At 63.3% G+C, this 17,049-nt stretch carries 8 protein-coding genes; 5 read left to right on the top strand and 3 right to left on the bottom strand.

The window, feature by feature from the left end:
* Window position 1: 1 nt before the first annotated feature.
* The 3 genes from ACR9YP_RS01620 to ACR9YP_RS01610 all read left to right on the top strand — a co-directional run bounded on the left by ACR9YP_RS01620 (window position 2) and on the right by ACR9YP_RS01610 (window position 4,007).
* Entirely contained in the window at window positions 2-790 is a 789-nt protein-coding gene (locus ACR9YP_RS01620; RefSeq protein WP_438104441.1) for an ABC transporter ATP-binding protein, read from the top strand.
* 78 nt (window positions 791-868) lie between these two features.
* A complete protein-coding gene (locus ACR9YP_RS01615) occupies window positions 869-2,707 on the top strand; it encodes an AMP-dependent synthetase/ligase (RefSeq protein ID WP_370987860.1) in 1,839 nt (612 codons plus the stop codon).
* Window positions 2,708-2,807: 100 nt separating this feature from the next.
* Window positions 2,808-4,007 carry an ABC transporter substrate-binding protein gene (locus ACR9YP_RS01610; RefSeq protein ID WP_474218858.1) on the top strand — a complete coding sequence of 400 codons (1,200 nt, stop codon included), beginning with the start codon at window positions 2,808-2,810 and terminating at the stop codon, window positions 4,005-4,007.
* Window positions 4,008-4,186: 179 nt separating this feature from the next.
* Here the strand turns inward: ACR9YP_RS01610 and ACR9YP_RS01605 are convergent, their stop codons facing one another.
* Both ACR9YP_RS01605 and ACR9YP_RS01600 read right to left on the bottom strand, forming a co-directional pair.
* Entirely contained in the window at window positions 4,187-5,302 is a 1,116-nt protein-coding gene (locus tag ACR9YP_RS01605) for a lysozyme inhibitor LprI family protein (protein WP_474218857.1), read from the bottom strand.
* Window positions 5,303-5,487: 185 nt separating this feature from the next.
* Window positions 5,488-6,219 (bottom strand): transglutaminase-like cysteine peptidase, encoded by a 732-nt coding sequence (locus ACR9YP_RS01600; RefSeq protein ID WP_474218856.1) that lies wholly within the window; start codon window positions 6,217-6,219, stop codon window positions 5,488-5,490.
* Between the two features lie 652 nt (window positions 6,220-6,871).
* Here ACR9YP_RS01600 and ACR9YP_RS01595 point away from each other — a divergent pair.
* Window positions 6,872-12,733 carry a VCBS domain-containing protein gene (locus ACR9YP_RS01595; protein ID WP_474218855.1) on the top strand — a complete coding sequence of 1,954 codons (5,862 nt, stop codon included), beginning with the start codon at window positions 6,872-6,874 and terminating at the stop codon, window positions 12,731-12,733.
* 137 nt (window positions 12,734-12,870) lie between these two features.
* Complete coding sequence (locus ACR9YP_RS01590; RefSeq protein WP_474218854.1) at window positions 12,871-15,102, top strand: CHASE2 domain-containing protein; 2,232 nt, start codon at window positions 12,871-12,873, stop codon at window positions 15,100-15,102.
* 225 nt (window positions 15,103-15,327) lie between these two features.
* Here the strand turns inward: ACR9YP_RS01590 and ACR9YP_RS01585 are convergent, their stop codons facing one another.
* Window positions 15,328-16,923 carry an ABC transporter substrate-binding protein gene (locus ACR9YP_RS01585; protein ID WP_474218853.1) on the bottom strand — a complete coding sequence of 532 codons (1,596 nt, stop codon included), beginning with the start codon at window positions 16,921-16,923 and terminating at the stop codon, window positions 15,328-15,330.
* Window positions 16,924-17,049: the final 126 nt, after the last annotated feature.

Here is a 17,049-nt window from a genome sequence, read left to right as displayed (position 1 = left end):
GATGGATGCGACCGCGACACCGGAGACCATCCTGAAGCTCTCGAACATCGAGAGCTATTACGGGCCGATCATGGCAATCCGCGGCATCTCGCTGGAGGTGCCGCGCGGCCGCATCGTCACGCTGCTCGGGGCCAATGGCGCCGGCAAGACCACCGTGCTGAAGACGATTTCGGGCATCCTCGATCCGCAGAAGGGCGCGATCGAGTTCATGGGCAAGCCGATCCAGCGCATGGAAGCCGACAGGATCGTGCGACTCGGCCTCAGCCACGTGCCGGAGGGACGCGAAGTCTTCCCGTTCCTCTCGGTGCGCGAGAACCTGATGATGGGCGCCTATCCGCGCCGGGATCGCGACGGTGTCGCGGAAGATCTGGAGCGCGTCTACGGCTATTTCCCGCGCTTGAAGGAACGCATCAACCAGCCGGCCGGTCAGCTCTCCGGCGGCGAGCAGCAGATGCTGGCGATCGGCCGCGCCCTGATGAACCGGCCGACGTTGTTGCTGCTCGACGAGCCGTCGCTCGGCCTGTCGCCGCTGCTGGTGAAGGAGATCTTCACCATCATCCGCCGCGTCAACGAGGAGCAGGGCATGTCGATCCTGCTGGTCGAGCAGAACGCCAAGGTGGCGCTGGAGACCGCGCATTACGGCTATGTCCTGGAGATCGGCCGGATCGTCATGAACGACACCTGCGACCGCTTGATGCATTCCCAGGACATTCAGGAATTTTACCTTGGCGCCAAGGAAGTGGGCGCCAGAGGCGAACGGCGCTGGAAAAAGAAGAAAACGTGGCGTTAGATGGAACAGCCCCTCCGTAAGACATAGACCGCCGGCAAGGCAGGCAGCGGAAGGGAAAGCGACAAGGAGGAGAGGCGCATGGCCCGACCGGCGGTGCTGACGGTCGCTGATACGATCGCGAAGAGCTTTCTGCGCGCCGTCGAGACGCGGGGCGACAGGCCGGCGATCCGCGAGAAGAAATTTGGCATCTGGCAGCCGACGAGCTGGCGCCAATGGCTGGAGATCTCAAAGGAAGTCGCCTACGCGCTTCGCGCGATCGGCTTCATGCCCGGCGACGTCGGCTCCATCATCGCCAATGCCGTGCCCGAATGGGTCCATGCCGACATGGGCATCCTGTGCGCCGGTGGCGTCTCCTCCGGCATCTATCCCACCGACGCATCCTCCCAGGTCGAATATCTCGTCAACGACTCCAGAACAAAGGTGATCTTCGTCGAGGACGAGGAGCAGCTCGACAAGGTCCTCGCCTGCCGGGCCCGCTGTCCTACCTTGCAGAAGATCATCGTGTTCGACATGGAGGGTCTCCGCGGCTTCTCCGACGACATGGTGATGTCGCTCGACGAGTTCCGCGCGCTCGGCTGCAACCACATGGTCGGCCGCGAGGCGCTGTGGCAGGAGATGATCGACAGCCGCAGCACCGGCGACCTCGCGATCCTCGTCTACACGTCGGGCACGACAGGGCCGCCCAAGGGGGCGATGCATGCCAACCGCAGCGTGACGCATCAGATGCGCCACGCCAACGATTTCATCCCGGCGCAGGAAGCCGAGGACCGGCTGATCTTTCTGCCGCTCTGCCACGTCGCCGAGCGCATCGGCGGCTACTACATCTCGGTCGCGCTCGGCTCGGTGATGAACTTTGCCGAGAGCCCGGAGACAGTGCCGGACAATTTGCGCGAGGTGCAGCCGACGGTCTTCCTCGCAGTGCCGCGCATCTGGGAAAAATTCTATTCCGCCATCACCATCGCGCTGAAGGATGCGACGCCGCTCCAGCAATGGGTCTATCGCCGCGCCATCGGTGTCGGCCACCGCATGGTCGATTGCCGGCTCGAGGGTAAGACGCCGCCGCTGTCGCTGCGCCTCGCCAACCGCCTCGCCTATCGCATCGCATTCCGCAACATCCGCCGCATGATCGGGCTCGACCGCTGCCGCATCGCCTTCACCGGCGCGGCGCCGATCGCCCCGGAGCTGATCCGCTGGTATCTTGCGCTCGGCATCGACATGCACGAGGTCTATGGCCAGACCGAGAATTGCGGGGTCGCCACCATGATGCCGGCGGAGCGGATCAAGCTCGGCTCGGTCGGCACGGCCGTCCCCTGGGGCGAGGTCGCGCTGTCGCCCGACGGCGAGATCCTGATCAAGGGCGACTTCCTGTTCATGGGCTATCTGAACCAGCCGGAGAAGACTGCCGAGACCATCGATCAACGCGGCTGGCTGCATACCGGCGACGTCGGCACCATCGACAATGAAGGCTTCGTCCGCATCACCGACCGGATGAAGGACATCATCATCACCTCGGGCGGCAAGAACATCACGCCGTCGGAGATCGAGAACCAGCTCAAATTCTCGCCCTACATCTCGGACGCCGTGGTGATCGGCGACAAGCGGCCGTATCTGACCTGCCTCGTGATGATCGACCAGGAGAACGTCGAAAAGTTCGCGCAGGACCACGACATTCCGTTCACCAACTATGCCAGCCTGTGCCGGGCGACGGAGATTCAGGACCTGATCTGGCGTGAGATCGAGCAGGTCAACGGCAATTTCGCCCGGGTCGAGACCATCAAGAAGTTCTATTTGATCGAGCGCCAGCTCACCCCGGAGGACGAAGAGCTGACACCGACCATGAAGCTGAAGCGCGGCTTCGTGAACAAGCGCTACGCCGCGGAGATCGAGGCGATGTATCGCCAGCGTGCGGTGGCGTGAGGCGCATGGCAGGAACGCCGTGCGCCAGGCGACGCTGAAATCAGCGAAGGAGCGATGGCCACGCCCTTCGCGCAACACCGGCCAGGGAGAGGAGATATCAATGTCGAAGTCGTTCAGGGCGTTCGGCCTTGCGGTGAGCGCAGTGGTGCTCACGCATCTGCCGGCCGCGGCGCAGACCAAGATCACCAATGAGGGCATCTCGGCATCCGAGATCGTCATCGGCACTCACCAGGATCTGTCGGGTCCGATCAAGGGTTGGGGCGTCCCGGTCGCAAACGGCATGAAGATGGCGACCGAGGAGATCAATGCGTCCGGCGGAATCAATGGCCGCAAGATTCGACTGGTCGTCGAGGACAGCGGCTATGATCCGAAAAAGGCCGTGCTGGCTTCGCAAAAACTGATCGAGCGTGACAAGATCTTCGCGATGGTGGGACCGATGGGATCACCGACAGTGCTCGCCGCGCAGGACATCCTGTTCGACGCCGGCGTCATGCAGCTCTTCCCGCTGACGGCGGCCGAGTTCACCTTCAAGTTCGATCCGGCCAAGCCGCAGGAGCGGCTGAAGTTCAACAACCTCTTGCCTTACGTCGAGAGCACGCGGGCCGCGCTGAAATACATGATGGAGTGGAAGGGCTTCAAGAAGCCGTGCATCATGCATCAGGACGACGAGTACGGCAAGAACGTGCTCGACGGCTTCAACCAGCAGCTCACCGCGATGAAGGTGCAGCCGGCGTCGATCACGAGCTACAAGCGCGGCGCTTCCGATTTCAGCGCGCAGATCGCCAAGATGAAATCCGATGGCTGCGACCTCGTCCTGCTCGGCACTGTGCTCCGCGAGACCATAGGGGCGATGACCGAAGCCAAGAAGCTCGGCTGGGACGTCACCTTCCTCGGTGCGACACCGACCAACGTGATGGAGGTGCCGATGCTCGGCAAGGAAGCCGTCGAAGGTCTCTATGCCGCCAGCGGCTTCGAGATTCCTTACGAGGACACCGCCAAGGGCAAGGTCAAGGACTGGCTGGTCAACTACAAGAAGATGTTTGGCACCGACGCCAATACGCAGGCCATCATCGGCTACAATGCGGTGATGACGTTTGCGTTCTACGCGAACAAGGCGGGCAAGGATCTCACGGGTCAGAAGATGCTGGACGCGCTGGAGTCGGGCGACAAATTCCTCGACATCTTCAACTCGCCCCCGACCAAGTTCTCCAAGACCGACCACCTCGCCAACACCATCACCCAGGTACAGCAGGTCAAGGGCGGCCGCTGGGTGCTGGTGAAGGACAATCTGATGTTTTGACACTTCGCTTTCACCCTCCCCTGGAGGGGGAGGGTCGATCGCGCGCAGCGCGAGCGGGGTGGGGTGATCTCTCAACACGGGCAGTACTCGATGTGGAGAGACTGTCACCCCACCCCGCTACGCATTCCGCTTCGCTACATGCGTAGCGACCCTCCCCCTCCAGGGGAGGGTAAGAGCACTCACGATCCCCCACCCGCCGTTCCCGAATTCACCGGGGCCAGTTCGTCTTCCCGGCACCGCCACCCATCGGCGGCTTTCACGAAAGCAAAAGTCCGCTGGATCCGCAGGCGGCGCGTGACATTGAAGGCTTCTGCGGCACGCTCCTTGTTGCCGGCTCCCGGCTGCGGACGACCGGTCCTGGCGTCCCAGCAGGTGCCGGTGCAGGTGGAGGCGACCTTGCTGCACATGGTGAAGGGCGCCAGCACGGCCATCTCGATCTCGCCCGTGACCTGCGCCTCCTGCCCGGTCACCTGGCTGTCGAGCGCGTAGACGCGGTTGATGCGGAGGAAATTTCCACACGAATTGGCGGCGTGAATCCGCGCGGCGCAGAAGTCGATCGCGTCGGTGTCGGGCGAGCGGGCCGCGACCTGCCGGCCGAACACCTTCTTGGGGTCGCCTCTCGCGGCGCGAATCTCATCGGTCTTGCGCTTCAAATGGTCGGCGAGACAGTCCTCCGCGGACTCCAGCTCCAGGAGCGGCACGTTCTCCTTGCCGACCAGATTGCATTTGCGGTCGCGCTCTCGCGTCCACCTTCCATATTCGGCGAAGGCAAAGCGCGCTGCGGTCGGGTCCAGCTTGCCGATCAGGCCGAGCACCTGGCTGTTCAACTCGGTTTCGACAAGTGCCAGCGCCGGGTCCGCGCAGATCAGCGCGCCCGCCGCGGTGTTGGCCGCGAGACAGTCGAAATCCGGATCGCGCACGATTGCGGCGCGCTCCTCGGTGACCTTGAGCAGGCACGCCTTCACCCGGTCGAAATCGTCGGCGCGAATCGCGGTCTGGCCGACGATGCCGCAGCTGAGGTTGCGCTGGCGGTTCCAGATCGCATTCTCCTCGATCGCCGGCAGACGATCGGGCAGGCGGGCGAGCCGTGCCTCGATCGCCGTGCTCAGCTTCTCGGCGGCGGCGGCAAGCTCGGCATCGCCGCAGAACAATTGGTTGCCGGGATCGCGAATCTGTTGGCAGTTGTTCTTGGCAAACAGCGGCAGCCGATCGGCAATGGGGCGGTCGGATTGCGCGGAGGCTGGTGCCACCGGCAACGCCAGCAGCGCAAGCACAGTCATCACGATGAACCGCATCTCAGTCGCCCCCGCATAGCCGCTGCCATGCTAGCGTCCCGGACGATGTGACGGAATGGCTTTGTGGCTGGACGGCGTATTCCAGTCCTGTAGCCCGGATGGAGCGAAGCGCAATCCGGGATTCGTGCAACAGACTGATAGCGGTCCCGGATTTCGCTGCCGCTCCATCCGGGCTACGAGATGGATCAATGCGTCTCGGTGGCGGCCATCGAGAACCGCACGGGTTCGTCGACATATTTCATCACGGCTGACTGATAGAGCACGAACAGCGGCTGGTAGATCGGTGCCGCGTCGTCCTCGACCATCGCCATGCGGCGGTTGTCGAGCATCAGCCAGTGGCCGTCGAGCCGTGCGGCGGCCACCGCATGCGCCTCGCCGGCGTGGGTGTCGCGCACCACGACGATGCGGAGGTCTTCGGCGGCAACGCCGGCGAGCCGCAGTGCGGCGAGCTTGGCAATGGCATAGTCTTCGCAATCGCCGGCGCCGCGCTGGAAGGTCGCAAGCGGCGAACTCCAGACGTCGTCGGTGCCGTCATTGGCGGCCCGGATGGCGAGGTTGATGGCGCGGTTGGCCTCGCCCAGCCGCGCGCGGCCGTCGCGATCACGGGCCTGGTCGACGATGGCGAGCAGCTTCAGGGCCGCAGGCGATGCGCAATGGTCCCGGTCGCCATCGCACAGCGCGAGCTGCACCATGTCGTCGTCGAGCTTGTCCTTCAGCGCGAGCCATTTCCGTTGCAGGCTGCCCGACGAGATGGCGAAGGCGAACACGCCGAACGGCTCGGCGGATTTGCGCACGAGGACGCCGGCGCCCGGCGACAGCAACGTGCCGGCGCGAAGCTCGGCGACCGATCCGAGCAGGATCAATGCGCACAAGACAAGGATTGCGCGCCAAGCGCGCGAGCGAGCAGCGGTCTCCATCTGACATCCCCTTCCCAAGCTTCGCGAGATCCCCCTCGATCTCGACGTGCCGGGCTTTGTTGCTTTCGCGGAGATAGTGCGAGATGGGCCGTTTTGTTCTGCTTAACGCGCCCGGCGGGGGTCCCGAAACCGGGGAACAGGCTGAAACGAGCCTGCCCAGATTGCATAAAATTTTACGAATCGGGGCTAGGGGAAGCGCCGCCTGCCGCGAAATGGAGCCAATTGCAGGTATTGGTTGTGTGCTCGCTGATTCCGCGCCCTATGGCTAACGGCCCCGATATTTCCCGGGTTCTGTTAGTTGGGTCACAGATTTGGTTCCGTATTTGCCCCAGTGTGCTGCGGGGCACCACGAACAAAAGATGACACAAGTATTCGTTACCGAATCTATACAGTGGAATACGTGGGAGTGCAGGAAATGGGCTCAAACAGGCGAAATTATACGTCCAAATATTTCTCGAACTGCCCCGCTTCCTCCATGAAGACTTGCTCCGACCGAGCCGGCGGCGGCTCGGTGACGCGAAATCACACAAGCAATAGATGGTTTCGCTAAGGACTTGGTAATGCTATGCAAGCTTAGGCGGTCGATACTTACTTAGATTTTAACCCTTTTTACGGTGCCCGATTGAATTACGCTGGCAAATTTGACGCCGCGATGTCCTTGGACGGCCAGGATTCCCGCTCGCTCGCCGATGGCCATGTCGATTTCTCTGCTGCCAAGCCCTTTATCGCCAAGGCGCATGGTCACGTGCCCGATGGCGCGTTCGTTGTTCCCGATCCCAACCTGATCTTCAATGGCGAGTTCAAGCGCGCAGGCCTCGACCTCGTGCTGTCCCATGAGGGTCATGAGTTCGTCGTTCACGATTATTTTAGGGGCGACAAGCGCGCGGCGATCGCCTCGCCCGATGGCGCCCACCTCAGCGGCGACGTCGTCAATGCGCTCACCGGCCATGTGCAATATGCGCAGGCCGCGCCCGGCACTGCCGCGGCCCAGGTCATCGGTCACGTCACAAAACTCTCCGGCAGCGCGACCGCGATCCGCAATGGCGTTTCGGTCATCCTGAACAACGGCGACAATGTCGAGAAGGGCGACGTGGTCTCGACCGGCGCCGATTCGACACTCGGCATCACCTTCATCGACGGCACCGTGTTCGGCCTGTCCTCCAATGCGCGGATGGTGCTGAACGAGATGGTCTATGACCCCAACGGGTCGAGCAACTCCTCGCTGCTGAGCCTGGTCGCGGGCACCATCACCTTCGTCGCCGGCGAGACCGCCAAGCATGGCGACATGAAGATCGACACGCCGGTCGCCACCATGGGCATCCGCGGCACCGCGGTGCTGACCCAGATCAATTTCGTCGTTCCCGCCGGCGGCGGCGATCCGCAGCCGCAGGCGAGCTTCCAGGTGCTGGTCGAGCCGAACGGCACCACGGGCTCCTACATCCTGTTCGACAAGGTCACGCTGCTGCCGATCGCGACGGTCAACCAGGCCGGCCAGATGATCCAGATCAGCGGCGGCAACGTCTCAATCAGTAATGCACTGATGTCGCCGGACGTGCAGAAGCTGATCACGGACGTGTTCACGCTGAAGTTCACCGACAACAACACCAACACCAAGCTGACCACGAACTTCACCGACACGATCACGCCGATCAGCCAGGACGTGGTGTTCAAATCGGGGTCGGGCGCCATCGCGGTCGCGACATTCGTCAATCTCAATCCGCAGGGACAGGACGGCCCCCACACCTCCACGCCCACGGCCACCCGTGTTCCCGGCCAGCCACTGGTGCAAAGCCTCGATTCCAGCGGCAACGTGAAGACGGCGTTCTCGGTGACCGAGCGCGCGGACACCACGGGCGACACGACGCATAACGACACGGTCTCCGGCCGGATCACCTTCGTCGATCAAAACCTCGGCGACCTGCCGACGGTGTCGGTGAGCCTCGCTGAGGCGCCGAACTACGTCTACAAGAACGCCGGCCAGCAGGACGTCACCGGCTCACTCACCGCGCTGCAGAAGCAGGACATCGCGGCGACGCAGATCCAGATCAACGTCGTTGCCGACGCCGGCAACAACAATAATGGCTCTGCGGTCTGGACCTACACGGTCCCCGATCACGTCTTCGACTTCCTCGCAGCCGGCGAAACGCTGACGCTGACCTACATGGTTCGCGTCGATACCAATTTCGCGGTGAACCCGGAGTCCAAGTTCATCCCGATCACCATCACGATCACGGGGACGAACGACAAGCCCACCGTCGCGACATCGGGTGGCACCGTCATCGAGAAGGTCGGGACCGGCAACGAGGCTCTGGACACCATCACGGGCACGGTCAGCTTCACCGACGTCGATCTGACGGACCGGCCGATCGTGAGCGCGGCGCTCTCGTCGACCCAGCCGTTCAAATATCTCGATGCCGAAGGCAACGATATCACCGCGACGCTGACGCCGGAGCAACGCGCCGCGATCGCCGGCGTCGAGGTGCCGCTGACCGTGGTGCAGGGCGCGGGAAACAGCAACAACGGCTCGGCCACCTGGACCTACAGTGTCCCCGACCACTTGTTCGATTTCCTCGCCGAAGGCGAGACGCTGACCCTCAACTATGTGGTGCAGGTCGATGACGGCCACGGCGGTGTGGTCAGCACGCCGATCACCGTGTCCATCAACGGTGCGGACGTCAATGTCGAGGGCACCAACGACGTGCCGACGATCGTCGAAGACTCCACGATCTCGACCGGCGCGGTGACGGAGGATGCGGCGAGCCTGACGGCCGAGGGTACCATCGCCTTCAACGACCCTGATCTCACGGACACGCACAGTGCGAGCTTCGCTCTGAAGTCGACGACGTCGAGCGCGCATCTGCCCGGCTTCAGCGACGGCAGCTCGCATATCGGCACTTTCGCGCTTCTGCCGGTGATCGAGAGCCCCGGCGTCAGCACGCGAGGGTCCGTGGGCTGGACCTTCACGCTCGACGATAACGATCCGGTGCTCCAGTCGCTGGCGGAAGGCCAGACCATCACGCAGGTCTACACCGTTACCGTCGACGATCATCACGGCGGAACGGTCACCCAGGACGTCACGGTCACCATTACCGGGACCAACGATGCGCCGATCGTGACCAGCAGCGCCGCGGCGGCGACGGGCAAAGTCATCGAGGACACGGCCCTGTCGCTGTCGATCGACGGCACGCTGGCGATCCAGGATCTGGACCTGATCGACACCCATACGGCGCAGGCGGTGTTCAAGTCCTCGTCCTCGAGCGCGCATCTGCCGGGCTTTGTTGAGGGCGCCACGAATATCGGCACCTTCACGATCGATCCTTCGGTGCTCGAATCCAGCACCGACACCAACAACGGCGCCACGCTGGGCTGGCACTTCACGCTCGACAATAGCAATGCGATGCTGCAGTCGCTGGCGGAAGGGCAGACTATCACCCAGGTCTACACCGTCACCTTCACTGACAATCACAATGCGACGGTCACGCAGGACGTCACCGTCACCATCACCGGCGTCAACGATGCGCCGACCGTCACGAGCGATGCCTTGGCGGCAACGGGCGAGATCACAGAGGACACGGGTCCGACCTTGTCGATTGACGGCACACTGGCGATCCAGGACCTCGACCTGATCGACACTCATACCGCGCAAGCGGTGTTCAAGTCGTCGTCCGTCAGCTCGGCGCTACCGGGGTTCGACGCCAACAGTACGAACATCGGCACGTTCACGATCGATCCGTCGGTGCTCGAATCCAGCACTGACACCAACAACGGCGCTACGCTGGGCTGGCACTTCACGCTCGATAACAACGACGCGATGTTGCAATCGCTGGCGCAGGGCCAGACCATCACCCAGGTCTACACCGTCACGTTCGATGACCACCACGGCGGCACCGTCAGCCAGGATGTCACCGTCACGATCAACGGCGTCAACGACGCGCCGACCATCACGAGCGATGCTGCCGCGGCGACGGGCGCGGTCACCGAGGATGAGGGCTCGTCGCTGTCGGCATGCGGCACGCTGGCGATCCAGGACGTCGACCTGACCGACACCCATACGGCGCAGTGGTCGTTCAAATCGTCGTCCGTCAGCTCGGCGCTGCCGGGCTTCGAGGACGGCAGCACGAACATCGGCACCTTCACGATCGATCCGGTGTCCGAATCCAGCACCGACACCAGCAACGGCGCGACGCTGGGTTGGCACTTCACGCTGGACAATAGCGATCCCGTGCTGCAGTCGCTGGCGGAGGGGCAGACCATCACCCAGGTCTACACCGTCACCTTTACCGACGATCACGGTGCGCAAGTCTCGCAGGACGTCACCGTCACGATCACCGGCACCAACGATGCGCCGGCCGTCTCCTATGTGACATCGAACTACATGAACTTCGATGGCCACACCATCGCGGTCGGCGACGTGCCGACGGTCGCCACCGATGACGTGACGCTGGACGGCTGGGTGAACTGGAGCGGGGCGGCAGATGCCGGCCACGGCCAGATCCTGTTCTACAACGGCAACACCTCGACCACCGGGTTCGGTCTCCTTGGCACCGTCAACGCCGATGGCACTATGGAGCTGCAGATTCTTGCGGGCGGCGTCCAGATCGCCGATACCGGCGTGGCGCTCACCGCGTCGCAGTGGCACAACATCGCGCTGACCCGCGACAACGACACCTTCAAACTCTATCTGGACGGACACCTCGAATATTCGCAGTCATGGACGGTCAACCCGATCGACGGCAGTCCGTCGAATCCGTCGGCGTCCTACATGATGATCGGCGCCGCGAGCGAACCAGGCGCGCCGGGCTTCGGGGCGGAAGGCTTCTTCGGCTCGATCGCCGATGTCAGCGTCTGGACCACCGCGCTCACGCAGACGCAGATCCAGTCGATCGATTTCACCGCACTCACCGGCAGCGAGGCGAATCTTGCCGCGTATTACCAGCTCGGCGACGGCAGCGGGACCACGGCCGCCAATACGGTCAACTCCGCCCACAGCCTCGCGATCGAGGGCACCGCGGACTGGGCCAGCGGGACCTCCGGGCCGGGCGGCGCCGTCGCCGATCTGATGGAAACCAATGCCGGCCAGCTTTCGCATGGCGTGCTGGCGGTCTCCGACGTCGATGCGATCGATCACGTCACGTTGTCGGTCAGCCAGGTGCAGATCTCTCTCGACGGCGTGCCGCAAACCGGCGACGTCGGCGGGCTGTCGCATGCGGACCTCTTGAACTATCTCACCGTGCCGTCCGGCGACATCCTCGACGGCACGGCCAGCTACGCCCAGTTCACCTGGAATTTCAATTCGGGCAGCCAGGCCTTCGACTTCCTCGCCGCCGGCCAGACGCTGTCGCTGCGATACACGATCGTGCCGTCGGATGCCGAGGGCGCTGGCACGGGCGCAATCGTCACCGTCAACATCGCCGGCAGCAACGATGCGCCGACACTCGCCGATCTCCACATCGGCCCGCTCACGGACACGACCGCTGCCGACACCTTCTCCGATCTTACCGGTCAACTGGCCGGCACCGACGCGGATAGCGGCGAGACGGCGACGCTGACCTATGCCGTCCTGAACGCGGATCACCATGCCACGACGACGGTTGCGGGACTGTACGGTTCGCTGACGATCAACCCGGACGGCAGCTACAGCTACGTTCCCAATGCAGCGGCCATCAACGCGCTGTCGGACGGGTCCTATGCGGATACATTCACGGTCCAGACCACGGACGCGCATGGTGCCACCGGCACCGCAACGCTCACGGTGGACGTGACCGGCGCCGACGACGCCAGCGGCCCGGTCATCGACACCACGAGCTTCTACGTCTGGCACGCCAATGAGAGCAACACCGACTTCATAACCGGTCTCTCGGTCATCGACACCGATCCCGGCGCTGCGACGGATGAGTTCAAGATCACGGCCGTAACTGCACATGATCCGGACAGCAGTGTCGCCCCGGGGACGGCGTGCGGCTCTCTCGACGACATCAACTTGGCCCTCGCGGATGGCGTCACCTATGATCCGGGCCAAACGCCGCCGGACAACGATCAGATCACGCTGACGGTGACGGACAAGACCACCGGCCTGTTCGATACCGTCCACTTCATCTTCAACGAGGCGGGGGACACCGGCCAAGGCGTCACTCTGGAAGGCACCGACGGCAAGGACGTCATCTTCGCGACCGACACGGGCGACACGCTGACCGGCGGCGCCGGCAAGGATCAGTTCGTGTTCTCGCCGGGCGTGCTGTACGACCAGAACGGGCAACCCGTCACCGACCTCTCGCACACCATCACCGATTTCACGACGGGGCTGGACAAGATCGACCTGCGGCAATTCTCGGACGTCAACTCCATTAGCAATCTCACCATCGTCCAGCAGGGCTCCGGCGACACGCTGATCACTTGGCATCAGCAGGTCACACAGCCTGAGGGCGCGCCGTTCACGGAGAACGAGTCGCTGCTGCTGAAGAACGTGATCGCGGCAAATCTCAAGGCCAGCGATTTCATCTTCCACATCACCTGATCTGCCCCGCCAGCCGGCGGGCAGCTTGACCGCGGCAAAAAATCCATAATCCTCAGCTGCCAGGGCATAGCAAATCGCGCGTGGACGCTCCATGATCGGTGCGCACGGCAGCAGGCGGGACAGGAAGCCCAACCGGCATGAAACGTCTAAAAATCCTGCGGCGGTGGTTTGCACGCAAGTTCGGCTTTGCGCGGCTGATGTGCCTCGCGCTGCTGGTCCTGTTTGCCGGCGCCCGTCTCTGGGACCCGCCGCCGATCCAGGAATTGCGGCTGCGCACCTTCGACATGTTCCAGTTGATCGATCCGCGCCACAAGACGGCGCGGCCCGTCACCATCGTCGACATCGACGACAAGAGCCTCGGCAAGCTCGGCCAATGGCCGTGGCCGCGGACGCGAATCGCCGATCTGATCCAGAACCTCACCAACAACGGCGCGGTGGCGATCGGCTTCGACGTGGTGTTCTCGGAAGCCGACCGGCTCAATCCGGATCTGGTCGCGAGCCAGATGCGCTATCTCGACGAGGTCACCCGCGCCAAGCTGCGCGAGCTGCCGACCAACGATCAGATTCTCGCCGAGGCGATCAAGCGCTCGCGCGTGGTGCTGGGCGAGACCGGGCTTCCAGGCGTGTTGTCCGAGCTCGACAAGTCGCTGCCCTTCACTGGCGTCGCGACGGTCGGCGAGGAGGGCGCCGAGCGCTTCCTGTTTGAATTCCCGGGCTTGTTGCGCAACGTGCCGATCATCGAGAAGGTCGCCGCCGGTCGCGGTCTGTTCTCGATCAGGACCGAGCGCGACGGTCTGATCCGCCGCGTGCCGATGATCATGCGCGCCCAGGGCAACATCATGCCCTCGCTCAGCCTCGAGATCCTGCGCGTCGTCACGGGCACGCCGACGCTGCTGGTTCGCACCGACAAGACCGGTATCAGGGCGATCCGCCTCAAGGGCGTAGAAATTCCGACCGACAAGAACGGCCAGCTTTGGGTGCATTACGCCCGCCGGGATCCCTCGATCTACGTCTCCGCGGCTGACGTGCTCGACAACAGCGTGCCGCCGAGCAAGATCGCCGGCAAGCTGGTGCTGATCGGCACCTCCGCGGGCGGGCTCAACGACATCAAGACCACGCCGGTGTCCTCGACCATGCCCGGGGTCGAGATCCATGCCCAGGTGCTCGAGAGCGTGCTGAGCGGCGCGGTGATCTCCCAGCCGAACTATGCGCTCGGCGTCGAACTGATCGCCGCGCTGGTCATCGGCCTGCTCGTCATCGTCTTTACGCCAAACCTCGGCCCCGTGCGCTTGGTGCTTGCGGGCGCGATGTTCGCTGCCATCCTGGTCGGCGTGTCCTGGTTCTTCTACGCGCAGTACCGCTACCTCATCGATTTCACCTATCCGCTGCTGTCGACCACCGCGGTCTACCTAACGCTGATCTTTGCCAGCTTCGTGCGCGAGCAGCGCCAGCGCGTGCAGATCCGCGGGCAATTCGCGCAATACATGTCGCCGGTGCTGGTCGAGCAGCTCGTGCAGTCGCCGGAGAAGCTCGTGCTCGGCGGCGAGGAGCGCGAGATGACGATCATGTTCTCCGACGTGCGCGGCTTCACAACGATCTCGGAGAGCTACAAGGACGATCCGCAAGGATTGATCGAGCTCATGAACCGCTTCCTGACGCCGCTGACCGACGTCATCATCGAGCGCAAGGGCTACATCGACAAATACATGGGCGACGCCATCATGGCGTTCTGGAACGCGCCGCTCGACGATGCCGAGCACGAGGTCAACGCCTGCGAGGCCGCGATCCAGATGCTGGAGCAGATCGACGCGGTCAACAAGGAGCGCGAGCAGGAAGCCGCCGACGGCGGCCACGTCTACATTCCGCTTAATGTCGGCATCGGTCTCAACACCGGCATCGGCGTGGTCGGCAATATGGGCTCCGACCTGAAGAAGAACTACTCGGTGCTCGGCGACAGTGTGAACCTGGCCTCGCGCCTCGAGGGGCAGACCAAGGAATACGGCTTCCCGATCATCGTCGGCTCCCGGACGGCGGTCGCCGCCAAGGACAAGTTCGCGATCCTTGAGCTCGACTTCATCATGGTCAAGGGCAAGACCGAGCCGGAGGTGATCTACGCCATCGCGGGCCGCGAGGACGTGATGCATTCGGGTGCCTTCCAGCGCCTGCGCAACATCACCATCGAAATGCTCGGCTGCTATCGCGGCCGCGACTGGCAGGGCGCGCTGGACGCCATCGAGCGCGGCCGCCGCAGCGAAGACGCCGACACGCTGGAAAAGCTGTTCAGGCTCTATGAAGCGCGGATCAGGGATTTCCAGCTCACGCCGCCGCCGGAAGGATGGACCGGGGCTTATGCGCTGCTGACGAAGTAGTTGCCTTCGTCACCGCTCCCGTAGGGTGGGCAAAGGCGCGAAGCGCCGTGCCCACCATCCGCTCTCACCGAGGTCGAATGGTGGGCACGCTACGCTTTGCCCACCCTACGAGACTGAGTGTTTTGCGCGAATGGGCCTCCTGACTAAGAGTGTCGTCCCGGCCTAGTGCGCAATTGCGCACTAGGCCGGGACGACAGCGTTATTTGTCGAAGCTGAGGGCCCGCCTCACTCCACCCCGATCGTTGTCAAATCCTGGAACCAGTGCTGCGCTTGCACGAACTGCTTGATCTTCGGCGACAGCGCGTGCGGATTGGTGTCGTGGACCACCCAGACCAGCGCAGCATCGTTCACGATCAGCGCATGCGCCTGCGCCAGCAGTGCGTCCTGTTTGGCGGAATCGAAGGTCTGCTTGGCCTCGTCGATCAACGCATCGACCTCAGGGTTCTTGTAGCCGCCCCAGTTGACGCCGACAGGCGCGATCTGCCCGGAATGGAAGAAGCGGACGATGGCGTAGAGCGGATCCGAGGTGACATAGGCGATGTTGTTGGCGGTGATGCCGGCATTCATCTCGTCGGCCGCGCCCTTGCGCCAGTGTGTATATAATGTCTCGAGCTCGACGACCTTGAAGTCGATCTCGATGCCGATCTCCTTGAAACTCTGCTGCAGGAATTCGTTCATCGGCAGCGACAGCATCTGGCCGGTGCCGCCCTGCGCGATGATGAAGGTGGTCTTCAGCGGCTTCGCCTTGGAGTAACCGGCCTCTTCGACCAGCTTCTTGGCTGCGGCAAGATCATATTTCAGCTCGAAGCTCGGCTTGCCGAACCACGGGCTGGACGGATCGACCTGTCCCTTGGCTGGCTTTGCCAGCCCGTTCATCAGCCCGACCACCGCCTCGCGATCGATCGCGAGGTTCAGCGCCTTGCGCAGGCGGATGTCGGTCCAGGGCGAGCCCGGCAGCACGCTGAGATGATAATTCCAGACATGCGGCGTGATGTTGTCGACGAGCTTCATGCCGGCGGCTTTCAGCTGCGGCACGGCATCCGGCGCGGGCGTTTCGATCAGGTCGACTTGCCCCGCAAGCAGCGCGTTGGTGCGCGTCAGCGCCTCCGGCATCGGCACCAGCACGATCTTATCGGCCTTCGGGATGCGCTTCTTGTTCCAGTAGTCGGGGTTCTTGGTGAGCTCGGCAAGCTCGCGCGGCACCAGCTTGGTCAGTTTGAACGGTCCGGTGCCCGAGGGCTGGCTGGCGAACTTGTCCCAGTCCTTGCCGAGCTTGTCGTATTGCGCCGGGCTCGACACCAGGAACCACAGCATCTGATAGGGAAAGAAGGAATCGACCGTCTTGGTTGTGATCTCCACCGTGAAGTCGTCGATCTTGGCGTAGCTCGCGACCGAGGGCAGGCGGGTCTTCACCTGCGCGCTCTGCCGCTTGTCGAATTGCGGCGCCTTGTCGTTGAGCACCTTGTCGAGATTCCAGATCACCGCATCGGCATTGAACTCGCTGCCATCGTGAAACTTCACGCCTTTGCGCAAAGTGAAGCGCCATTTGGTCTTGTCGGCATCGTCGACCTTCCATTCGGTGGCGAGCCCCGGCACCAGCTTGCCGGGGCGATCGGCGACGTCCATCTCCCAGGCCACCAAGGGATCGTAGATCGTGTAGGCGGTGAACTGATAAGCGCCGGCGCCGCGATCGGGCTGGCCCGTCGTCAGCGGAATGTCCGCCATCGAGATGCCGTAGCGCACGACACTTTCGGCGCGCGCCGAGATTGCGGAGGCCGCCAGCGCAAGCACGGCGAGACAGGTCGACAGTCGAATACGCATTGGCCCAAAGCTCCCAGGAGATATCGGGAGCAAACCTGCAATCTTGATGCCAGAATAGGCAGGGCGATGCGTTCGCCCGCGCGCGCCTCACAAGGACTTGTCGTCGCAGTGACAAATGGCAGAATA

This window comes from Bradyrhizobium sp. BR14999 (assembly GCF_056106085.1).
The sequence above is the reverse complement of the archived record's forward strand: the minus strand, read 5'-3'. Positions and strand labels throughout refer to the sequence as shown.

Excerpts from the sequence above, each read along its gene's own strand:
- ACR9YP_RS01620 (WP_438104441.1), top strand. The coding sequence starts at position 2 with ATGGATGCGACCGCGACACCGGAGACCATCCTGAAGCTCTCGAACATC.
- ACR9YP_RS01615 (WP_370987860.1), top strand. The coding sequence starts at position 869 with ATGGCCCGACCGGCGGTGCTGACGGTCGCTGATACGATCGCGAAGAGC.
- ACR9YP_RS01610 (WP_474218858.1), top strand. The coding sequence starts at position 2,808 with ATGTCGAAGTCGTTCAGGGCGTTCGGCCTTGCGGTGAGCGCAGTGGTG.
- ACR9YP_RS01605 (WP_474218857.1), bottom strand. The coding sequence starts at position 5,302 with ATGCGGTTCATCGTGATGACTGTGCTTGCGCTGCTGGCGTTGCCGGTG.
- ACR9YP_RS01600 (WP_474218856.1), bottom strand. The coding sequence starts at position 6,219 with ATGGAGACCGCTGCTCGCTCGCGCGCTTGGCGCGCAATCCTTGTCTTG.
- ACR9YP_RS01595 (WP_474218855.1), top strand. The coding sequence starts at position 6,872 with ATGTCCTTGGACGGCCAGGATTCCCGCTCGCTCGCCGATGGCCATGTC.
- ACR9YP_RS01590 (WP_474218854.1), top strand. The coding sequence starts at position 12,871 with ATGAAACGTCTAAAAATCCTGCGGCGGTGGTTTGCACGCAAGTTCGGC.
- ACR9YP_RS01585 (WP_474218853.1), bottom strand. The coding sequence starts at position 16,923 with ATGCGTATTCGACTGTCGACCTGTCTCGCCGTGCTTGCGCTGGCGGCC.